The organism is Streptomyces albiaxialis (assembly GCF_039530985.1).
Classification (GTDB): Bacteria; Actinomycetota; Actinomycetes; order Streptomycetales; family Streptomycetaceae; genus Streptomyces; species Streptomyces albiaxialis.
This window is the reverse complement of sequence record NZ_BAAAPE010000005.1, coordinates 302,073-316,912: the sequence shown is the minus strand read 5'-3', so window position 1 is coordinate 316,912 and position 14,840 is coordinate 302,073. Positions and strand designations below refer to the sequence as shown.

The 14,840-nt window shown below is 73.5% G+C and carries 8 protein-coding genes; all 8 read right to left on the bottom strand.

What is annotated here, in order from left to right:
* Positions 1 to 4 precede the first annotated feature (4 nt).
* The 8 genes from ABD343_RS09390 to ABD343_RS09355 are packed head-to-tail and all read right to left on the bottom strand — an operon-like array spanning position 5 to position 14,586.
* Entirely contained in the window at positions 5 to 613 is a 609-nt protein-coding gene (locus ABD343_RS09390) for a hypothetical protein (protein ID WP_344526077.1), read from the bottom strand.
* Positions 606 to 3,317: an aminotransferase class III-fold pyridoxal phosphate-dependent enzyme gene (locus ABD343_RS09385; protein WP_344526076.1), complete on the bottom strand. Its 2,712-nt coding sequence runs from the start codon at positions 3,315 to 3,317 to the stop codon at positions 606 to 608. The genes ABD343_RS09390 and ABD343_RS09385 overlap by 8 nt, the downstream gene beginning before the upstream one ends.
* 2 nt (positions 3,318 to 3,319) lie before the next feature.
* A complete protein-coding gene (locus ABD343_RS09380; RefSeq protein WP_344526074.1) occupies positions 3,320 to 6,553 on the bottom strand; it encodes a type I polyketide synthase in 3,234 nt (1,077 codons plus the stop codon).
* Positions 6,537 to 10,424: a type I polyketide synthase gene (locus ABD343_RS09375; protein ID WP_344526072.1), complete on the bottom strand. Its 3,888-nt coding sequence runs from the start codon at positions 10,422 to 10,424 to the stop codon at positions 6,537 to 6,539. Before ABD343_RS09375 ends, ABD343_RS09380 begins: the two co-directional genes overlap by 17 nt.
* A complete protein-coding gene (locus ABD343_RS09370) occupies positions 10,417 to 10,698 on the bottom strand; it encodes an acyl carrier protein (RefSeq protein WP_344526070.1) in 282 nt (93 codons plus the stop codon). The genes ABD343_RS09375 and ABD343_RS09370 overlap by 8 nt, the downstream gene beginning before the upstream one ends.
* Positions 10,695 to 12,446 carry a fatty acyl-AMP ligase gene (locus tag ABD343_RS09365; RefSeq protein ID WP_344526068.1) on the bottom strand — a complete coding sequence of 584 codons (1,752 nt, stop codon included), beginning with the start codon at positions 12,444 to 12,446 and terminating at the stop codon, positions 10,695 to 10,697. The genes ABD343_RS09370 and ABD343_RS09365 overlap by 4 nt, the downstream gene beginning before the upstream one ends.
* Complete coding sequence (locus ABD343_RS09360) at positions 12,446 to 13,486, bottom strand: SDR family NAD(P)-dependent oxidoreductase (RefSeq protein ID WP_344526066.1); 1,041 nt, start codon at positions 13,484 to 13,486, stop codon at positions 12,446 to 12,448. The genes ABD343_RS09365 and ABD343_RS09360 overlap by 1 nt, the downstream gene beginning before the upstream one ends.
* Positions 13,483 to 14,586, bottom strand: a complete 1,104-nt coding sequence (locus tag ABD343_RS09355) for a hypothetical protein (RefSeq protein ID WP_344526064.1) — start codon at positions 14,584 to 14,586, stop codon at positions 13,483 to 13,485. The genes ABD343_RS09360 and ABD343_RS09355 overlap by 4 nt, the downstream gene beginning before the upstream one ends.
* Positions 14,587 to 14,840 lie beyond the last annotated feature (254 nt).

The following is a 14,840-nucleotide window of genomic DNA, read 5'->3' as shown; positions in this document are numbered from 1 at the left end:
CTCCTCATTCCGCGGTTCGGGAGGCAAGGCGGGCGAACCGCCGCGCCACCCGGCGGTGGCGGTGGGCAAAGAGCTGCTGGACGGTGCGGCGGTAGACCGGGGCCATGGGCCGCATGCGGGCGGTGAGCACGTAGGTCAGGCGGTCCGAGAGGACGGTGCCGCCGTCCTTGCCGTCGATGACCCGCTCGTGGATCCACGCCCGCGCGGAGGACATACGGGACACCTCCAGGAAGCGCCTGCCCTCCTCCCGTTCGGTGATCATCACGTCGTCGTAGTCGTAGGGCAGCAGCCGGCCGAGCAGGATCCAGGAGCGGCCCAGCGGCTGTTCGAGCGGGACCTTGGCCAGGGACGGCGTGCCGAGGCCCCGCATGCTCTTCGGCAGGGTCATCCGCATGACGGGCGAGAGTTCGGCGTTGATCCCGTCCACCTCGGTGGCGCCCCGCCACACCTGCGCCGGGTCGGCGCCGGGGAGGAACGTCGCGCGGTGGACCTGCTGCCACCGCGAGTCGGGCACGTGCGCGAGGTCCGGGTAGTGCGCGAGCACGGACGGCGGCGGGCGGAAGGACGGCGCCTTCCGGGCGCCCGTGCCGGTGGTGTCGAGGATGTCACTCATGGGGAACGGCCTCCTGCCGCTGTCGGTCGGACTCCTCCGGCAGGTGCAGCCGGTAGCCCAGGCGCCGGGCGTCGTCGCGGAGCATGCGCACCAGACCGACGGAGAGCTTGTCGCCGTGGCTGACGACGGGGTCGTGCAGACGGTGGGCGATGATCATGGTTTCGGCGGTGCAGGCGTACGTCACACCGCTGGGCACCCCGAAGTCGATGCCGAGGTCGCGGCCGCCGGGCAGCTCCACCAGGCCGCCCGCGACGACCCGCAGATCGGGCCGGGCCTCCTTGAGCTGCGGGCCCACGTTCGGCGGCTGTGACACGTCGCAGACCGCGGCCCCCTGCCGTACGTGCTCCGGCCGGACGAGCTGGTCCGGCGTCGAGGTGGCGGCCAGGACCAGGTCGCCCTCCGGCAGCACCGCCTCGGCCTCCAACGAGGCGGCGAGGAGGCCGCGTTCGACGAGCCGTTCCGTGATGGCCCCGGCGGCCTCGCCCGCGTCCGCCTCCTCGCGTACGGCCCGGGCCAGCGCGCCCGCGTGCGTCGGGTCGTCCAGCTCCAGCAGGTGCGCGACCACCGACTCCAGCGCCGCGGCCAGCCGGTGCTCGCTGCGTGACCGGTTGGCCGGGTTGCCCACCAGGACCAGGCGGCCGATCTTCTCCGACAGCAGGAGACTGGAGGCCAGCCCGATCGCCCCGGCACCGCCGAGGACGACGCAGCACGCGTCGCCGAGCGCGATGCCCTGCCGCGTCGCGGCCTGCTCCAGGCCGTCCACCGCCGCCGCCACGGTGTAGGCGTTCCCGGTGGTGACGGGGACCTTCACGTCGCGCAGGGCGGTCGCGTTCGCGGTGATCACCGAGGTGTAGGCGCCCAGGCCCACCAGCTCGGCGCCGCGCGCGACGGCGTCGTCGACGGCCTCCTGGACCAGCGCCGTCGCCTTGGCGCTCGGCATGTCGAGGAGCCGGTCGGCGCCGTAGGGGAGCGCGAACACCTCGCCGTAGGAACTCTCCCCGGTGTCGGTCTCCACCCGGCACCGACCCACCAGCATCGCGGCGGCCGTGTCGACGTTCCGGCACTGGTTCATACGGTCGAACAGCACCCGCACCTGCTCGCCGGGCAGTCCCAGGCGGCTGTCGTAACTCTCGTAGCTCGCCAGGTCGGTGGGGTGCGCGATGAACGCCCACCTCGGCTCGCCGTCCCGTGGCCGGAGCCGCTCGGGCCTCGGCCGGGGCGTGTCCGCGGAAGCGGCCGGCTCCGCGGCGCCGCCGCCCGGACGGAGGGTGCCGCTCCGGCGGGCGCCGGGCAGCAGGTGGGCGAAGAAGCGGGCGCTGTCGCCGCGCTCGATGACCTCCAGCCCTCGGTCGAGCGCGGCCACCAGGGTGTCGCAGTCCTCCCGGGTGACGTTGAGCGGCGGTTCGACGCGCAGCACGCTGTTGGCGAAGTAGGCCGGAGCCAGGCGGATGCCCTCGTTGCGCAGCAGGTATCCGCAGAGGAACCCGGCCAGGCCCTCCTGGTCGGCCAGCGACCGGAACAGGCCCTGGCGCGGGTGGAGGTCCGGATCGTCGGAGAGCTGCACGCCCAGCAGAAGGCCCTGCCCGCGTACGTCCGCGACCAGGTCCGGATGCCGGGCGGCCACCTCGCGGAGCCCGGCCAGCAGGTGGGCCCCGCGCTCGGCGACCTGCCGCACCAGGGCCTGGTCGTCGCCGGTGAGCAGCTCGACGGCGCCGACGCCGACCCGGGAGCAGAAGGCGTTGCCGCCGAAGGTGGAGGTGTGCCGCAGCCCGAAGTCCTCCGTCAAGCTGTCCTGCCCGAACACCACGGCCCCGATGGGCACCATCCCGCCGCCCAGCGCCTTGGCGAGCGGCATGATGTCGGGGACGACGCCGTGGTGCTCGCAGGCGAACAGCCGCCCGGTACGCCCCAGCCCCGTCTGCACCTCGTCGAGGATCAGCTTGGCCCCGAAGCGCGTGCACAGTTCGCGCGCGGCGGCCAGATAGCCCTGCGGCGCCGGGACGATCCCGCCCTCGCCCTGGACGGGCTCGACGATGAACGCCGCGATCTGCTCCGAGTGTTCCTCGAAGGTCTTCCTCAGCGCGTCCGTGTCGCCGAAGGGGAGGTGCAGGAATCCGGCGGATGGCGCGCCGAAGGGCTCCTGGTAGCGGCTGCGGCCGGTCGCGGAGAGGGCGCCGAGCGTCTTGCCGTGGAACGAGTTGCGCGTCGAGACGACCAGGGGGCGCCGCGTGGCCGCGCGGGCGAGTTTCAGCGCGGCCTCGACCGCCTCCGCGCCGCTGTTGCACTGCCAGACCTGGTCCAGCGACCCCGGGGCGACCGCCGCCAGCCGCTCGGCGAGCAGCGCGGAGGCGCCGAGAACGGAGGGAAGGGTGATGCTGGGCTCGCCCGCGTGCCGTACGGCCGAGACGGCCTTCCACATCTCCGGCGGGTTGTGGCCGAAGGGCAGGGCCCCGTACGCGCCCGCGAAGTCGAGGTACTCGTTGCCCGCCGCGTCGTAGAGCCGCGTCCCCTCACCGCGCACGTAGTGGACGTCGATGCCCAGGCCGTCGAGCATGCGGGCGACATAGGGGTTGGCGTGACGGCGGTAGCGCTCGGCGGTCTCGTCCCGCGCGGCCACCGTGCTCAGCCGGGCCCGCAGCGCGGCCCGCTTCTCTTCGGTCGAGTTGGTCGAACTGGTCGAGTTGGTCGAGGACGTGGGTGCCACGGTTATCGTTCCTCATCGGAGTCGAGTGCCGCCATCAGGCGGTCGAGTTCTGCGTCGGACAGGTCGTCCAGGCCGTCCAGAGCCCGGCGGGCCTCCTCCGAGGTCGGGGCGCGTGTGCGGCCGGCCGCCGCGAGGCCTTCGGCCACGTCCCGCAAGGCCGCCCCTTCGGTGAGGACGGTGATCGGTATCGCCACGCCCAGGTCGCTCTCCAGGCGGTTCTTGAGCTCCACGAAGGAGATCGAGTCGATGTCGAGATCGCGCGCGGAGCGGTCGGGGGCGAGGGCGGCGGGATCGGCCTGCATGATGTCGGCCAGGTGGGAGACCAGGCGGTCCAGGACGGCGTCCGCGGCCATCGGTTCGGCCTCGGCGGTCTCGGCGGCCTCGGCGGACGAGGGTGCGGACGGAGAGGTGGCGGACGGAGAGGTGGAGGGTGATCCGGTGACCCAGTGGGAGGTCCGCTGCCAGGGGTACGTCGGCAGCGGCACCATGGGGCACGGCCCGGGGAAGACGGCGGACCAGTCCACCTCGTTCCCGGCGGCCCACAACTCGCCCGACGCCGCGTGCAGCGCGGCGAGTTCGTCCTGGTTCCGGCGCAGCGTGGCCGTCGCGTGGACCCGTCCGTCCCACGAGCCGGAGTCGGCGATCTGCCGGAGGTGGGGGAGGAGCGCGGGGTGCGGGCCGATCTCCACGAAGCTGGTGAGGCCGTCGTCGAGCATGGCCTCGACCGCGTCGCTGAAGCGGACCGGCCGTGTCGCGTTCGCCGCCCAGTGCGAGGCCGACAGCGTGCCGCCTGCGGCGAGTTCGCCCGTCACGGTGGAGTAGAACGGCGTGTGCCCGGCCGTCGGACGGACGTCGCGCAGCTCCTCCGCGAGCCGGTCCGCCACGGTGACGAGCCCGGGGCTGTGGAAGGCGTAGTCCGTGTCGAGGCGCGTCACCCGCCAGGCCGACAGCCGCGGAAGCAGCGCCTCCAACGCCGCGGCGGGCCCGGCCAGTACGGTGCCCTCCGGGCCGTTGACCGCCGCGATGCCCACCCGTACGGACACGTCGTCGGCGGATTCCTGCGCCACCGCGAGCACGTCGGTGACCTCGGCGGCCGGTGCGCGCACCGCGTACATCGCTCCGCCCGCGGCGTGCCGGTGGAGCGTCTCGCCCCGGGCGAGGATCACCTCGACGGCCTGCGCGCGGCTCAACGCGCCGCAGGCGAGCGCGGCCGACACCTCTCCCACGCTGTGCCCGCAGACCGCCTCCGGCTTCAGCCCCCAGCCGGTCAGCCGCCGGGTCACGGCGGCCTGCAGCGCCGCGAGGGCGAGCTGCGCGAATCGGGTGTCGCGCAGGGCCTCCTCGCAGTCCGCACCGGCGAGGGTCTTGAGCAGTGGCGGCCCGCCCGCGCCGGTGACCGCCTCGTCCCACGCGGCGAGTTCCTCGCGGACGAGAGGGTCCTTCTCGGCGAGGGCCACGCCCATCCCGGCCCACTGCCCGACCTGCCCGGAGTAGATGAAGGCCAGCCGCTGCGGGGCCGCGGGCGCGGCGGCGGATGCCGGTCGGGACGCCGGTCCGCCGCGGCCCGCCGCCGCCCGGCGCACCGCGTCGGCGAGCAGGTCCGGCGCTCCCGCCGTGACGGCCGCCCGCCACGGATGCTGCTGCCGCCGCCGCGCCGTGGCGGGCACCGCGTCGCGTACGTCCGGCGCTGCCAGTCCGTCCAGGTGGTCGGCGAACCGCCGCAGGCTCGCGGTCAGCGCGGCGGACGAGCGGGCCGAGACCGGCAGCAGCACGGGCTCGTGGGCGGAGCGGCCGGCGCGCGTACGACGGGGACGGGCGCGCGCCGCCTCGACCGCGTCGGGGTGGACGACGACGAGGTGGGCGTTGGTGCCGCCGAAGCCGAACGAACTCACCGCCGCGCACCGCTTCTCCGGCGGCTCCCAGCCCTCGCGCCGCCGGGGGATCGCGAAGCGCTCCCCGTCGAGGTCGATGAGGGGGCTGACCTGCCGGAGGTTGATCTGGGGCGGCAGCTCGCCGTGCCGCAGCGCGCCGAGGGTCTTGATCAGGGAGGCGATGCCCGCCGCGGACTCCAGGTGCCCGAGGTTGGCCTTGACCGAGCCCAGCCAACAGGCCGGATCCTGCTCGCCGCGCCCGCCGTAGACCGCGCGGACGGCCTCGTACTCGATCGGGTCTCCCAGCGGGGTGCCCGTTCCGTGCATCTCGACCATACGGATGTCACCGGCCGCGAGCCCCGAGGCGTCCAGCACCCGCCGGAGCAGGAGTTCCTGCGCCACGGGTGAGGGGGCGGTCAGGCCGTTGGTGCGGCCGTCCTGGTTGGTGGCGTCGGCCAGGATCACGCCCTCGATCAGGTCGCCGTCCTCCAGCGCGTCCGAGAGCCGGCGCAGGGCCACCATCCCGGCGCCCTCGCCGCGCACCATGCCGTCCGCGTCCTCGGCCAGGGCCTTCGTACGGCCGTCGGGTGCCAGCGGCAGCGCACGCCCCGTCATGGTGGTGGACAGGGGCGAGAGGATCAGGTTGACGCCCCCGGCGAGCGCGCGGTCGCAGGCACCGGAGCGCAGGGCCTGGCAGGCGAGGTGGACCGCGACGAGCGAGGACGAGCAGGCCGTGTCCACCGCCAGGCTCGGGCCGCGCAGCCCGAGCTGGTAGCTGATCCGGTTCGCCAGCAGGCTGCGCGCGCCGCTGCCGGTGGAGAGCCTGCTGCCGATCTCCTGCCGGGCCGCGAGGGACGCGAGCATGTAGTCCTGGTGGCCGACGCCGACGAAGACGCCCGTGGCGGACTCCTCCAGCTCCGAGGCGGGCCATCCCGCGCGTTCGGTGGCCTCCCACGCGATCTCCAGCAGAAGCCGCTGCTGAGGGTCCATCATCTCGGCCTCGGCGTCGCCGATGCCGAAGAAGGCGGCGTCGAACCTGTCGACGTCGTCCACCTGCCCGGCGTGCTGGGTCAGCCGGGCGAAGCCCGGGTCGTCCAGGGTGCCGAAATCGATGTCCGCCCAGCGTTCCCGGCGCAGTTCCCGCACCGCGTCGCGCCCTTCGAGCAGCAGGTCCCAGTACTCCTCCGGGCTGCTCACGCCGCCGGGCAGGCGGCAGGCGGAGGCGACGACGGCGATGGGCTCGTCCGTCCGCCCCGGCCCCCGTCCCCGCTCCCCGGAGTCCGCTTCGAGGTCGGCGATACGCGCGCGCAGCGACCGGATCGTCTCGGCCGCTCGCAACAGCGTCCGGTCAGTGGTGTTGTCCATGGTTCCCCCCGGGTGGCGAGCCGTCGAGTTCGGCGAGCAGTTGCTGGAGGGCGGAGCCTTCCGCCCGCGAGGGCCCGTCCGGCCCCTCCGCGCTCGCCTCGGGCGACGCGCCCTGGCCGGACGAGGGCGACGGGTCCGCGGCCGGTCCGAGACGCCGCAGCAGTGCGGAGGCCAGAGCGCGGATCGTGGGGTGCGCCCAGACCAAGGTGGCCGACATCCGCAGCCCGAGCTCCTTCTCCAGACGGTTGCGCAGCTCGACCCCCATCAGGGAATCCAGCCCCATGTCGACGAACGGCACCTCGTCCGGCTCGGCCGCCGTGTGCAGCCGGTTCGGCAGCACGTCCTCCAGCGCGGCACGCAGCCACGCGCTGAGCTCCCGGTACCGCTCGCCCTCCGAGGCCGTCGAGAGCAGCCGCCGCGCCAGCGCACCGCCGGTCGCGGACCGGTCGGCAGACGCGGACTCCTCGTCCACGACGGGATGCGCGCCGCTCTCCGCGAGCCGGGTGAGAGCCAGCCGCTGCACGTGGACGAGCATGGTGCCGGTCGTGGAGACGAGCGTGATGTCCATGAGCGGATTCCCCTGGGACTCCCGCAGCCGCCCTTCGGCCACCACGGCATCGGCCGTCCCCGGATCGGCCGCCACATGGAGCGCGCCGATCCCGGAGACCGCGAACCGGTCCAGCTCCGTCGCGTCGGGCCGTCCGGCGAGCAGCGCCTCCGCCACGGCGGGCAGCGCCTCGTCGAGCACGTCGGCCAGCGTCCGGGAAGTCCCGGGGGGCCGGCTCAGCTTGCGCTCCGCCGTCGCCGGAGCGGTGGGAGGCGGCGGCGGTTGCCCGTCGACCGTGCACGAGGCGGCCCGTACCCACTGTCCGGCCCGGCCGAAGTGGAACGACACCGCGGCCGAGCGTGCGGGCCGTGACCCGTCGCCGCTCCGGTGCAGCACCAACTGCCGCTCCACGCCGTCCTCCGCCGGAAGCCGCCGGATCAGTTCGAGATCCCGTACGACGTTCGCGCCGTCGAGCCCCGCGCGTCGCGCGGCCCACAGCGCCGTGGCGGCCATCTCCGTGGCCGAGACGGCGGGTTCGCCCGCCACCGTGTGGCTCTTGCCCTGCTCCCGCAGGGGCAGGCCGGCGAGGAACGTGCCGGGCTGGAAGGACGCCTCCGTCAGTCGCGGGCGGGCCTCCTCCGCCCGTGCCTGGGCCTGCGCGGGAGGCTCGTAGACCCGCGTACGGAGGAAGGGGTGGACCGGCAGGTGCTCCGCCCAGCCGCGCGTCGTCTCGTCCGGTTCCGTGCCGTGCCAGAAGGCGTGCTCGAACAGCGCCGCTTCGACCTCACGCAACTGTGCGCTCTCCCTGGTGTCGCGGTGACCCGTGTGGAGCGCCACCGTGCCCTCCCCGAACGCCTCCAGGCACTCGCGCAGGGCGACCAGCAGCACCGGATGGGGGCTGATCTCCAGCAGGTGGGTCACACCGTTCCCGGCCATCGCCGAGACGGCCTCGCGGACGCGGACCGGGTGCGTGAGGTTGTCCTGCCAGTACCGCGAGTCCAGCTCGTCGTCGTACGGACGGCCGTGGACGGAGGAGTAGAACGCGGGGCCCTGTCGGCGCTTCCCGGCCTCCAGGTGGCCGAGCAGCCGGCCCAGTTCTTCGGCGGGAGCCTCCATCAGCGGTCCGTGCGACGGGTAGTCCACCTTCACCCGGCGGGCCTCGCGGCCCAGCCGCTCGAACTCCGCGAGCACCGAGGAGAGCGCCTCGCTCGACCCGGAAACGACGCAGGAGCGGGGGCTGTTGTCGGCCGCGACGGTGACAGAGGTGCCCAGGCCGCGCAGGATCTCCGCGGTCTCGTCCGCGCTCGCCTCGACCACGGCCATGCCGCCCGTGCCGCGCGCCGCCTCGACGGCGTCGTTGCGCGCCCGCAGCACCCGGCACGCCGTCTCCAGACCGAGCCTCCCGGCCACGACCGCCGCGCTCAGCTCGCCCATGCTGTGCCCGACGACGGCGTCCGGCTCGATACCCAGGTCGGCGAGCTGCGCGGTGAGGGCCAGTTGGACCGTGAAGATCAAGGGCTGGGCCACGCGGATGTCGTCGAGCTCCACGGGCGCGGCCTGCTCCAGTGCCGCGAGCGGGCTCCAGCCCAGCATCGGCGCCAGCACGGCGTCGGCCTCGCGCACCCGGGCGGCGAACGCGGGGCAGCTCCGCAGCAGTTCACGGCCCATCCCCTCCCACTGGGAACCGTGGCCGGAGTACACGAAGCCCAGCGAGCCCGCGCCGCGGCTCGCGCGAGTGGGGCGGCGGCGCCCCTCCGCGATCTCCTCCAGCCGGCGCAGCAACTCCTCCTTGTCGTGGGCGACCACGCCGGTACGCCATTCGAAGAGCGTGCGGTGCGTGACGGCCGCCCGTGCGAGCTGCCGCACCTCGTCCCAGGACTCCAGCACCCGTACCTTCTCGGCCCAGGCACGCGCGTACGCGGCGAGCGACTCGGGGGCGCGGGCGGACAGCGGGAGCAGGACGGGCAGGGAGCCCGCCCGCGCGCCGCTCCGGACACGGGGGGTCCGTCGCGGCGCACGGGCGAGCACGACGGAGGCGTTGGTGCCTCCGAATCCGAAGGAACTCACGGCCGCCGCCGATATCTCCTTCGGAAGTTCCGTTCGCGTCGCCGACATCCGCAGGCCGGAACCCTCCAGGTCGATACGGGGGTTGACCTCGCGGAGATGCGGGTTGCCGGGGACGACACCGTGCCGCAGCACCAGGGCCGTCTTGATGAGCCCGAGGACTCCGGCGGCGGCTTCGAGGTGCCCGATGTTCGCCTTGACCGAGCCCACCGGAAGGGGCGGACGCTCCTCGCCCAGGACCCGGTTCAGCGCCGCGGACAGGGCGCGCGCCTCGATGGGGTCGCCGAGCGGCGTCCCGGTGCCGTGCAGCTCGACGTACCCCAGCTCCTCGCCCGACGCGACGCCCGCGCGGCGCAGCGAGTCGACGATCAGCTCGGTCTGGGAACGACCGCTCGGCGCGGTCAGCCCGTTCGTACGGCCGTCCTGGTTGACGCCCGACCCCCTGATCACCGCGTGGACGCGGTCCCCGGCGGCCACGGCGTCCTCCAGACGGCGCAGGACCACCGCCCCACCGCCCTCGGCACGTACGTAGCCCTGGCCGGAGGCGTCGAAGGTGCGGCAGCGTCCGTCCGCCGCGAGTGCCGTCAGACCGGCCGCGCCGAGTTGGGGGACGGGGGAGAGGAGCGCGTTGACACCACCGGCGATGGCCATGTCGCACTCGCCCGACCGGAGGCTGCGCGCCGCGAGGTGCACCGCCACGAGGGACGACGAACAGGCGGTGTCGACGGTCAGCGAGGGCCCGCGCAGGTCCCACAGGTACGACAGGCGGTTCGCGGTGATGGCGTGCGAGAGGCCGGGGTTGGTGTACGGGCCCTGTGCGGCGCGCGGGTCCGCCCCGCCCAGCAGCATCGCGTGGTCGTGGGTGGCCTGGCCGAAGAAGACCCCGGTCCGGCTGCCGAGGAGGTCGGCCTGGGTGATCCCGGCGTACTCCAGCGCGCGCCACGACACCTCCAGCGCCAGGGCCTGCTGCGGGTCCATCACGGCCGCCTCGGTCTGCGAGATGCCGAAGAAGTGCGGGTCCCAGCTCGCGAGGTCCTCCAGGAACCCGCCCCACTCGGCCCCGGCCGACGCGGGGCCGTCCGCGCCCGCCGAACCCTCCGACGTGACCGCGCCGTGCAGCACTTCCCTGCTCTCCGGGACCCGGGAGATCTCGTCGCGGAGCCCGTCGAGCAGCTCCCACAGGGCCTCGGGGCCGTCCGCGCCGGGCACCCGGCAGCCGAGACCCACGACGGCGATCGCGCTGTTCTCCGTGTCAGCCACGAGCGGGCTCCGGCGTTCCGACGGTCTCCGCGAGGAAGGCGGCGAGGCTGTCGACGGTGGGGTGGTCGAAGAGCCACTCCGTCGGGATCTCCACGCCCAGCTCCGCCGAGGCCGTACCGGCGAGGGTGACGAGGGCGGCGGAGTCGAGCCCGAGGTCCGCGAAGGTCGCCGCGCGGTCCACGTGCTGGTGCGCGGCGAGGCCCAGTTCGGCGGCGACCGAGGCCGCCAGCACGGACGCGATGCCGCGCTGGTCGAGGACGGGTTCAGAGGTCACGGCTGTTCTCCCTTGCTCGACTCTCCCCGCCGCCACGCGGCCACGAGGCGGAACGCTCCGGAACTCCAGCGCCGCGCGGCCTCGGCCCGGCGGAGCTTTCCGCTGGTGGTGCGCGGCACCGCGCCGGCCGGGAGCAGGGCCGTCGCGGCGGGCGCGATGCCGTGCTCCTCCAGCACCGCGCCGCGGATCGCCGCCAGCACCGCCGCGTGGTCCGCGCCGTCGCCGTACTCCAGCAGCTCGGCCACGACGACCACCTGCTCGTCCTGGTCCGGTTCGTCGCGTACGCCGAAGGCGGCCGCGCGGGCGACGAGCGGATGGCATTCCTCCGCGGTGGCCTCCAGGTCCTGGGGGTGGTGGTTGGTGCCGCGGTGGATGATGACGTCCTTGATGCGGCCCACGACGCAGAGCTGGCCCTCGTGCCACACCCCGAGGTCTCCCGTACGGAGGAAGCGCCGCTCCTCTCCATCGGCCCCGGCATCGGCCCCGGCCCCGCTCACCGTCGCGTGGAAGGTCTCCCGGGTGGCCTCCTCGCGCCCCCAGTAGCCGCCCGCCACGCTGGGCCCGCTGATCCAGATCTCGCCGACCGTTCCCGGCGGGCAGCGCCGGGACGTCGCCGGATCGACCACCGCGACGTCCATGTCCGGGGCGAGGGCCGCGCCGCAGCCCACCCGTTCCGTACGCGTCGCCGGGGGCGCCTGGCGGTCGAGGCAGGTGACGACGAGCGTCGCCTCGGCCAGGCCGTAGACGGGCATCAGCGCGTGCGGGTGGAAGCCGTAGGGCGCGTAGGCCTCGCAGAACGCCTCGACCGTCCCGCGCCGTACGGGTTCCGCGCCGTTGAGGGCGTGCCGGAGCCCGGAGAGGTCCAGGCCCGTACGGTGTTCCTCGGGCACCTTGCGTACGGCGGTGGCGTAGCCGAAGTCGGGCGCGATGGTGAACGTGGACCCGGTGGCGCTCAACGTCCGCAGCCAGCTCAGCGGGTCGCGCAGGAAGCCCGTGGGGGTGGTCATGTGCAGGCTCATCCCGGCGGTGAGCGGGTGGCACACCATGCCGATCAGGCCCATGTCGTGGAAGAGGGGCAGCCAACCGGCCGCCGACTGGCCCGGGCCGGTGCCGAGGTTCCGCCGGATGTGCGCGATGTTGTGGGCGAGGTTGGCGTGGGACACCATGGCGCCCTTGGGGCTCGACGTGGAGCCGGACGTGTACTGCAGCAGCGCGAGCCGCTCGGGCCGCGCCCGGAGGGAGCCGCCGCCGGTGCCCCGTTCCTCGACGGGTATGTCCTCGGGTGCGGCGATCAGCGGGGCGGGGGAGACACCGGCGCTCACCTCGCCGATGCGCCCGTGCAGCGCGCGGGGGGCGAGCACGGCCGAGGGCTCGCAGTCGCGCAGGATCTGCTCCAGCCTGCGGTCCCACGCCTTGCCCGCGCGCATGGTCGACATCGTCGGCGGGTGGAAGGTGACGCCCACCGCGTCGGCGAGCAGGCACCCGAAGAAGGAGGCCACGTAGTCCACGCCGTTGGGCAGCGCGATCAGGACGAAGGGCTGGGCGTGCTCCCCGGCCGGGAGTTCGCGCAGCACGGCACTGATGCCAGCGGCCTGGGCGTACAGCTCGGCGTAGGTGCGGCGGTCGTGCGCCCCGTCCGGGCGGGCGTAGGACAGCGCGAGGGTGTCGGGCTGGTTGTCGGCGTGCGCGGTGAGCGCGTGGGCGAGGGTGCTGTGCCGCGCCGCGGCCCGCAGCGTCGTGGAGGGCATCACGCCACCTCTCGCGGCCCCAGGGCGCCGATCAGCCCGTCGACCTCGATCTCGGTGAGCCAGGAGTCGACGGCGGCGATGGAGTCGCGCAGGGAAGTGGGGCGGAAGCCGAGTTCCCGCTGGGCCCGGCTGGTGTCGTAGAACAGTCTGCTGACGGACAGTTGGGCGTTCTCGGGGACCAGGAACGGCGACTTCATGGGGTCCTTGCGGAACGCCGCCACGGCCGCGCCGACCCGCCCGGCCGCGCGTACGACGCTGTCGGGCACGGCCCGCCTGGGCGGCGGGCAGCCGACGACCTCCGCGACCTGCTGGAACAGCTCACGGAAGGTGAGGTTCATGGAGGAGACGATGTAACGCCGCCCGGGCACGCCGTTCTTCATGGCGGCGCGCATCCCGAAGTTCATGTCCTCGACGGAGGTGAAGGCGGCGCCTCCCCGCGGGTAGGCGGACAGCTTCCCCTGGCGCGCGCTCTCGATGAGCATGGCCCAGCCGTAACGGCGGTCGCTGTACGGCGCGATGCAGGCGCTGAGGTTGACGATGACCACCTCGGGCCCACCGGCCCGGGAACCGCGCAGCAACTCCCGTTCCCCGGCCCGTTTGGTGATCATGTAGCTGTTGACGCAGCTCGAACGGGCGATGTCGAAGTGCTCGTCGGCCGTCTCGCCCACCGGGGGGTAACCGATGGCGGAGATGGAGGAGGCGTGGGCGATCCGGCGCACCCCGGCCGTCGTCGCTGCCTTGATCAGGTTGGCGCAACCGGCCACGTTGACCTGCTCCATCAGCGGGTGGAGCTTGTTGAGCGTGACCGCGCAGCCGGCGAAGTGGTAGATCTCGTCGATGCCTTCGAGGGCGGTCTCCAGCGAGGCCAGGTCGGTCACGTCGCCTCGGCGCACCTCGCACCGGTGGAGGTGGTTCTCCAGTCCGCCGGGCCCCTCGCCGGGGCGGAGGAGGCAGACCACGTCGGCGCCGTCCTCGATGAGATGGCGGGCGAACGCCGAGCCCAGGCTCCCGGACGCTCCGGTGATCATCACGCGGGTCACAGCGCGAGGTCCTTCCCGTACACGGCATAGGTGCGCGCCGGACCGGTCTTCGTGTGCGCGAGGTAGGAGCGGCTCTGCCAGTTGTGCTCGTGGATCCAGGTCGTGTGCATGTCCCGGTACGGGCCCACGCGGCCGAGGACGACCTTCGCGACCTCGCCGACCAGGACGCGTCCGACGCCCTGTCCGTCGAACTCGGGGCGCACGCCGATCATCAGCACGACGGTTCCGCGGATGTTCGCCTTGAGGTCCTCGTAGCGCGCGGCGAACTCGTCCGTGACGGTGCCGCCCGCCTCCTTGAGCAGCTCGTTGCCGTCGGCCGCGAGCACGCTGAAGGCGATGGGACGGCCGTCGCGCTCCACGAAGCGGGTCAGCCGGGGGTCCATGAGGTCGCGCAGCTCACCGAGCTGGAACCGGAGGACCGGTTTGCTGATCGGCACCATGTCGTGGTTGTCGGCGAAGGACGCCGCGAGGAGTTCCTGGATGAGGTCGACCTCGCTGTCCCAGCGCTCGGGGTCCAGGTCGCGGACGGTGAGCCCGAGCCTGTCCCGCACCTCGTCCCCGCGCCGGACGAGGGGTTCCATCAGCGCGGCGTCGCGCTCGCCGAACCAACTGAAGGTGTTCGTGCGGAAGTCGACGCCGTACCCGGCCTGCTCCAGGAGGTCCTTGTAGTAGGGCGGGTTGTGGGGCTGGAAGACGGCGGGCTCGCTCCCGCGGTCCGCGACGAGCAGGCCGAACTCCTGGGTCGCGCAGTACGAGTAGGGGCCGGCGATCCGTTCCATCCCCCGCTCGGCGGCCCACTCCTCGGCGGTACGCAGCAGTGCCGAGGCCACCGCCGGGTCGTCGACGCACTCGAACCAGCCGAAGAACCCCGTCTTGCCGAAGCGCTCCACGTAGGCGGGGTCGATGCTCGCGGAGACCCGGCCCACGGTGCTGCCGTCGGCGTCGAGCGCGAGGAAGTGTTCGATCTCCGCCTCGGCGAAGTACGGGTTGACCTCCGCGTCGATGAAGCGGCGGACGTCCGAGGAGAGCGGGGGCACCCATCGGTCGTCGCCGAGCCGGCGGTAGAGGCGTGGGGCGAATTCGATGAATTCATTGAGCATGACTTCGCCGCGAACAGGAGCCACTGACGGCACGGAATTTCCTTCCTCTCGCCGTATGGGGCAGGCTTTATGAACTGGGTTCGGATTGAACAGCCTGCACGGACCGAAAGGCAACGGGGATTCGCGTGAAGAGTTGAGATCTCCCCTCGATAGGGCTCTGACCTGCACTGATGGTCAGGGTTATGGGATCCGTTTTCACCTGTGGAGAGTTAATGACAACCGTTCCCGTGTTCGCCAGGGAATTTTCTTCGACT

Excerpts from the sequence above, each read along its gene's own strand:
- ABD343_RS09390 (WP_344526077.1), bottom strand. The coding sequence starts at position 613 with ATGAGTGACATCCTCGACACCACCGGCACGGGCGCCCGGAAGGCGCCG.
- ABD343_RS09380 (WP_344526074.1), bottom strand. The coding sequence starts at position 6,553 with ATGGACAACACCACTGACCGGACGCTGTTGCGAGCGGCCGAGACGATC.
- ABD343_RS09365 (WP_344526068.1), bottom strand. The coding sequence starts at position 12,446 with ATGCCCTCCACGACGCTGCGGGCCGCGGCGCGGCACAGCACCCTCGCC.
- ABD343_RS09355 (WP_344526064.1), bottom strand. The coding sequence starts at position 14,586 with ATGCTCAATGAATTCATCGAATTCGCCCCACGCCTCTACCGCCGGCTC.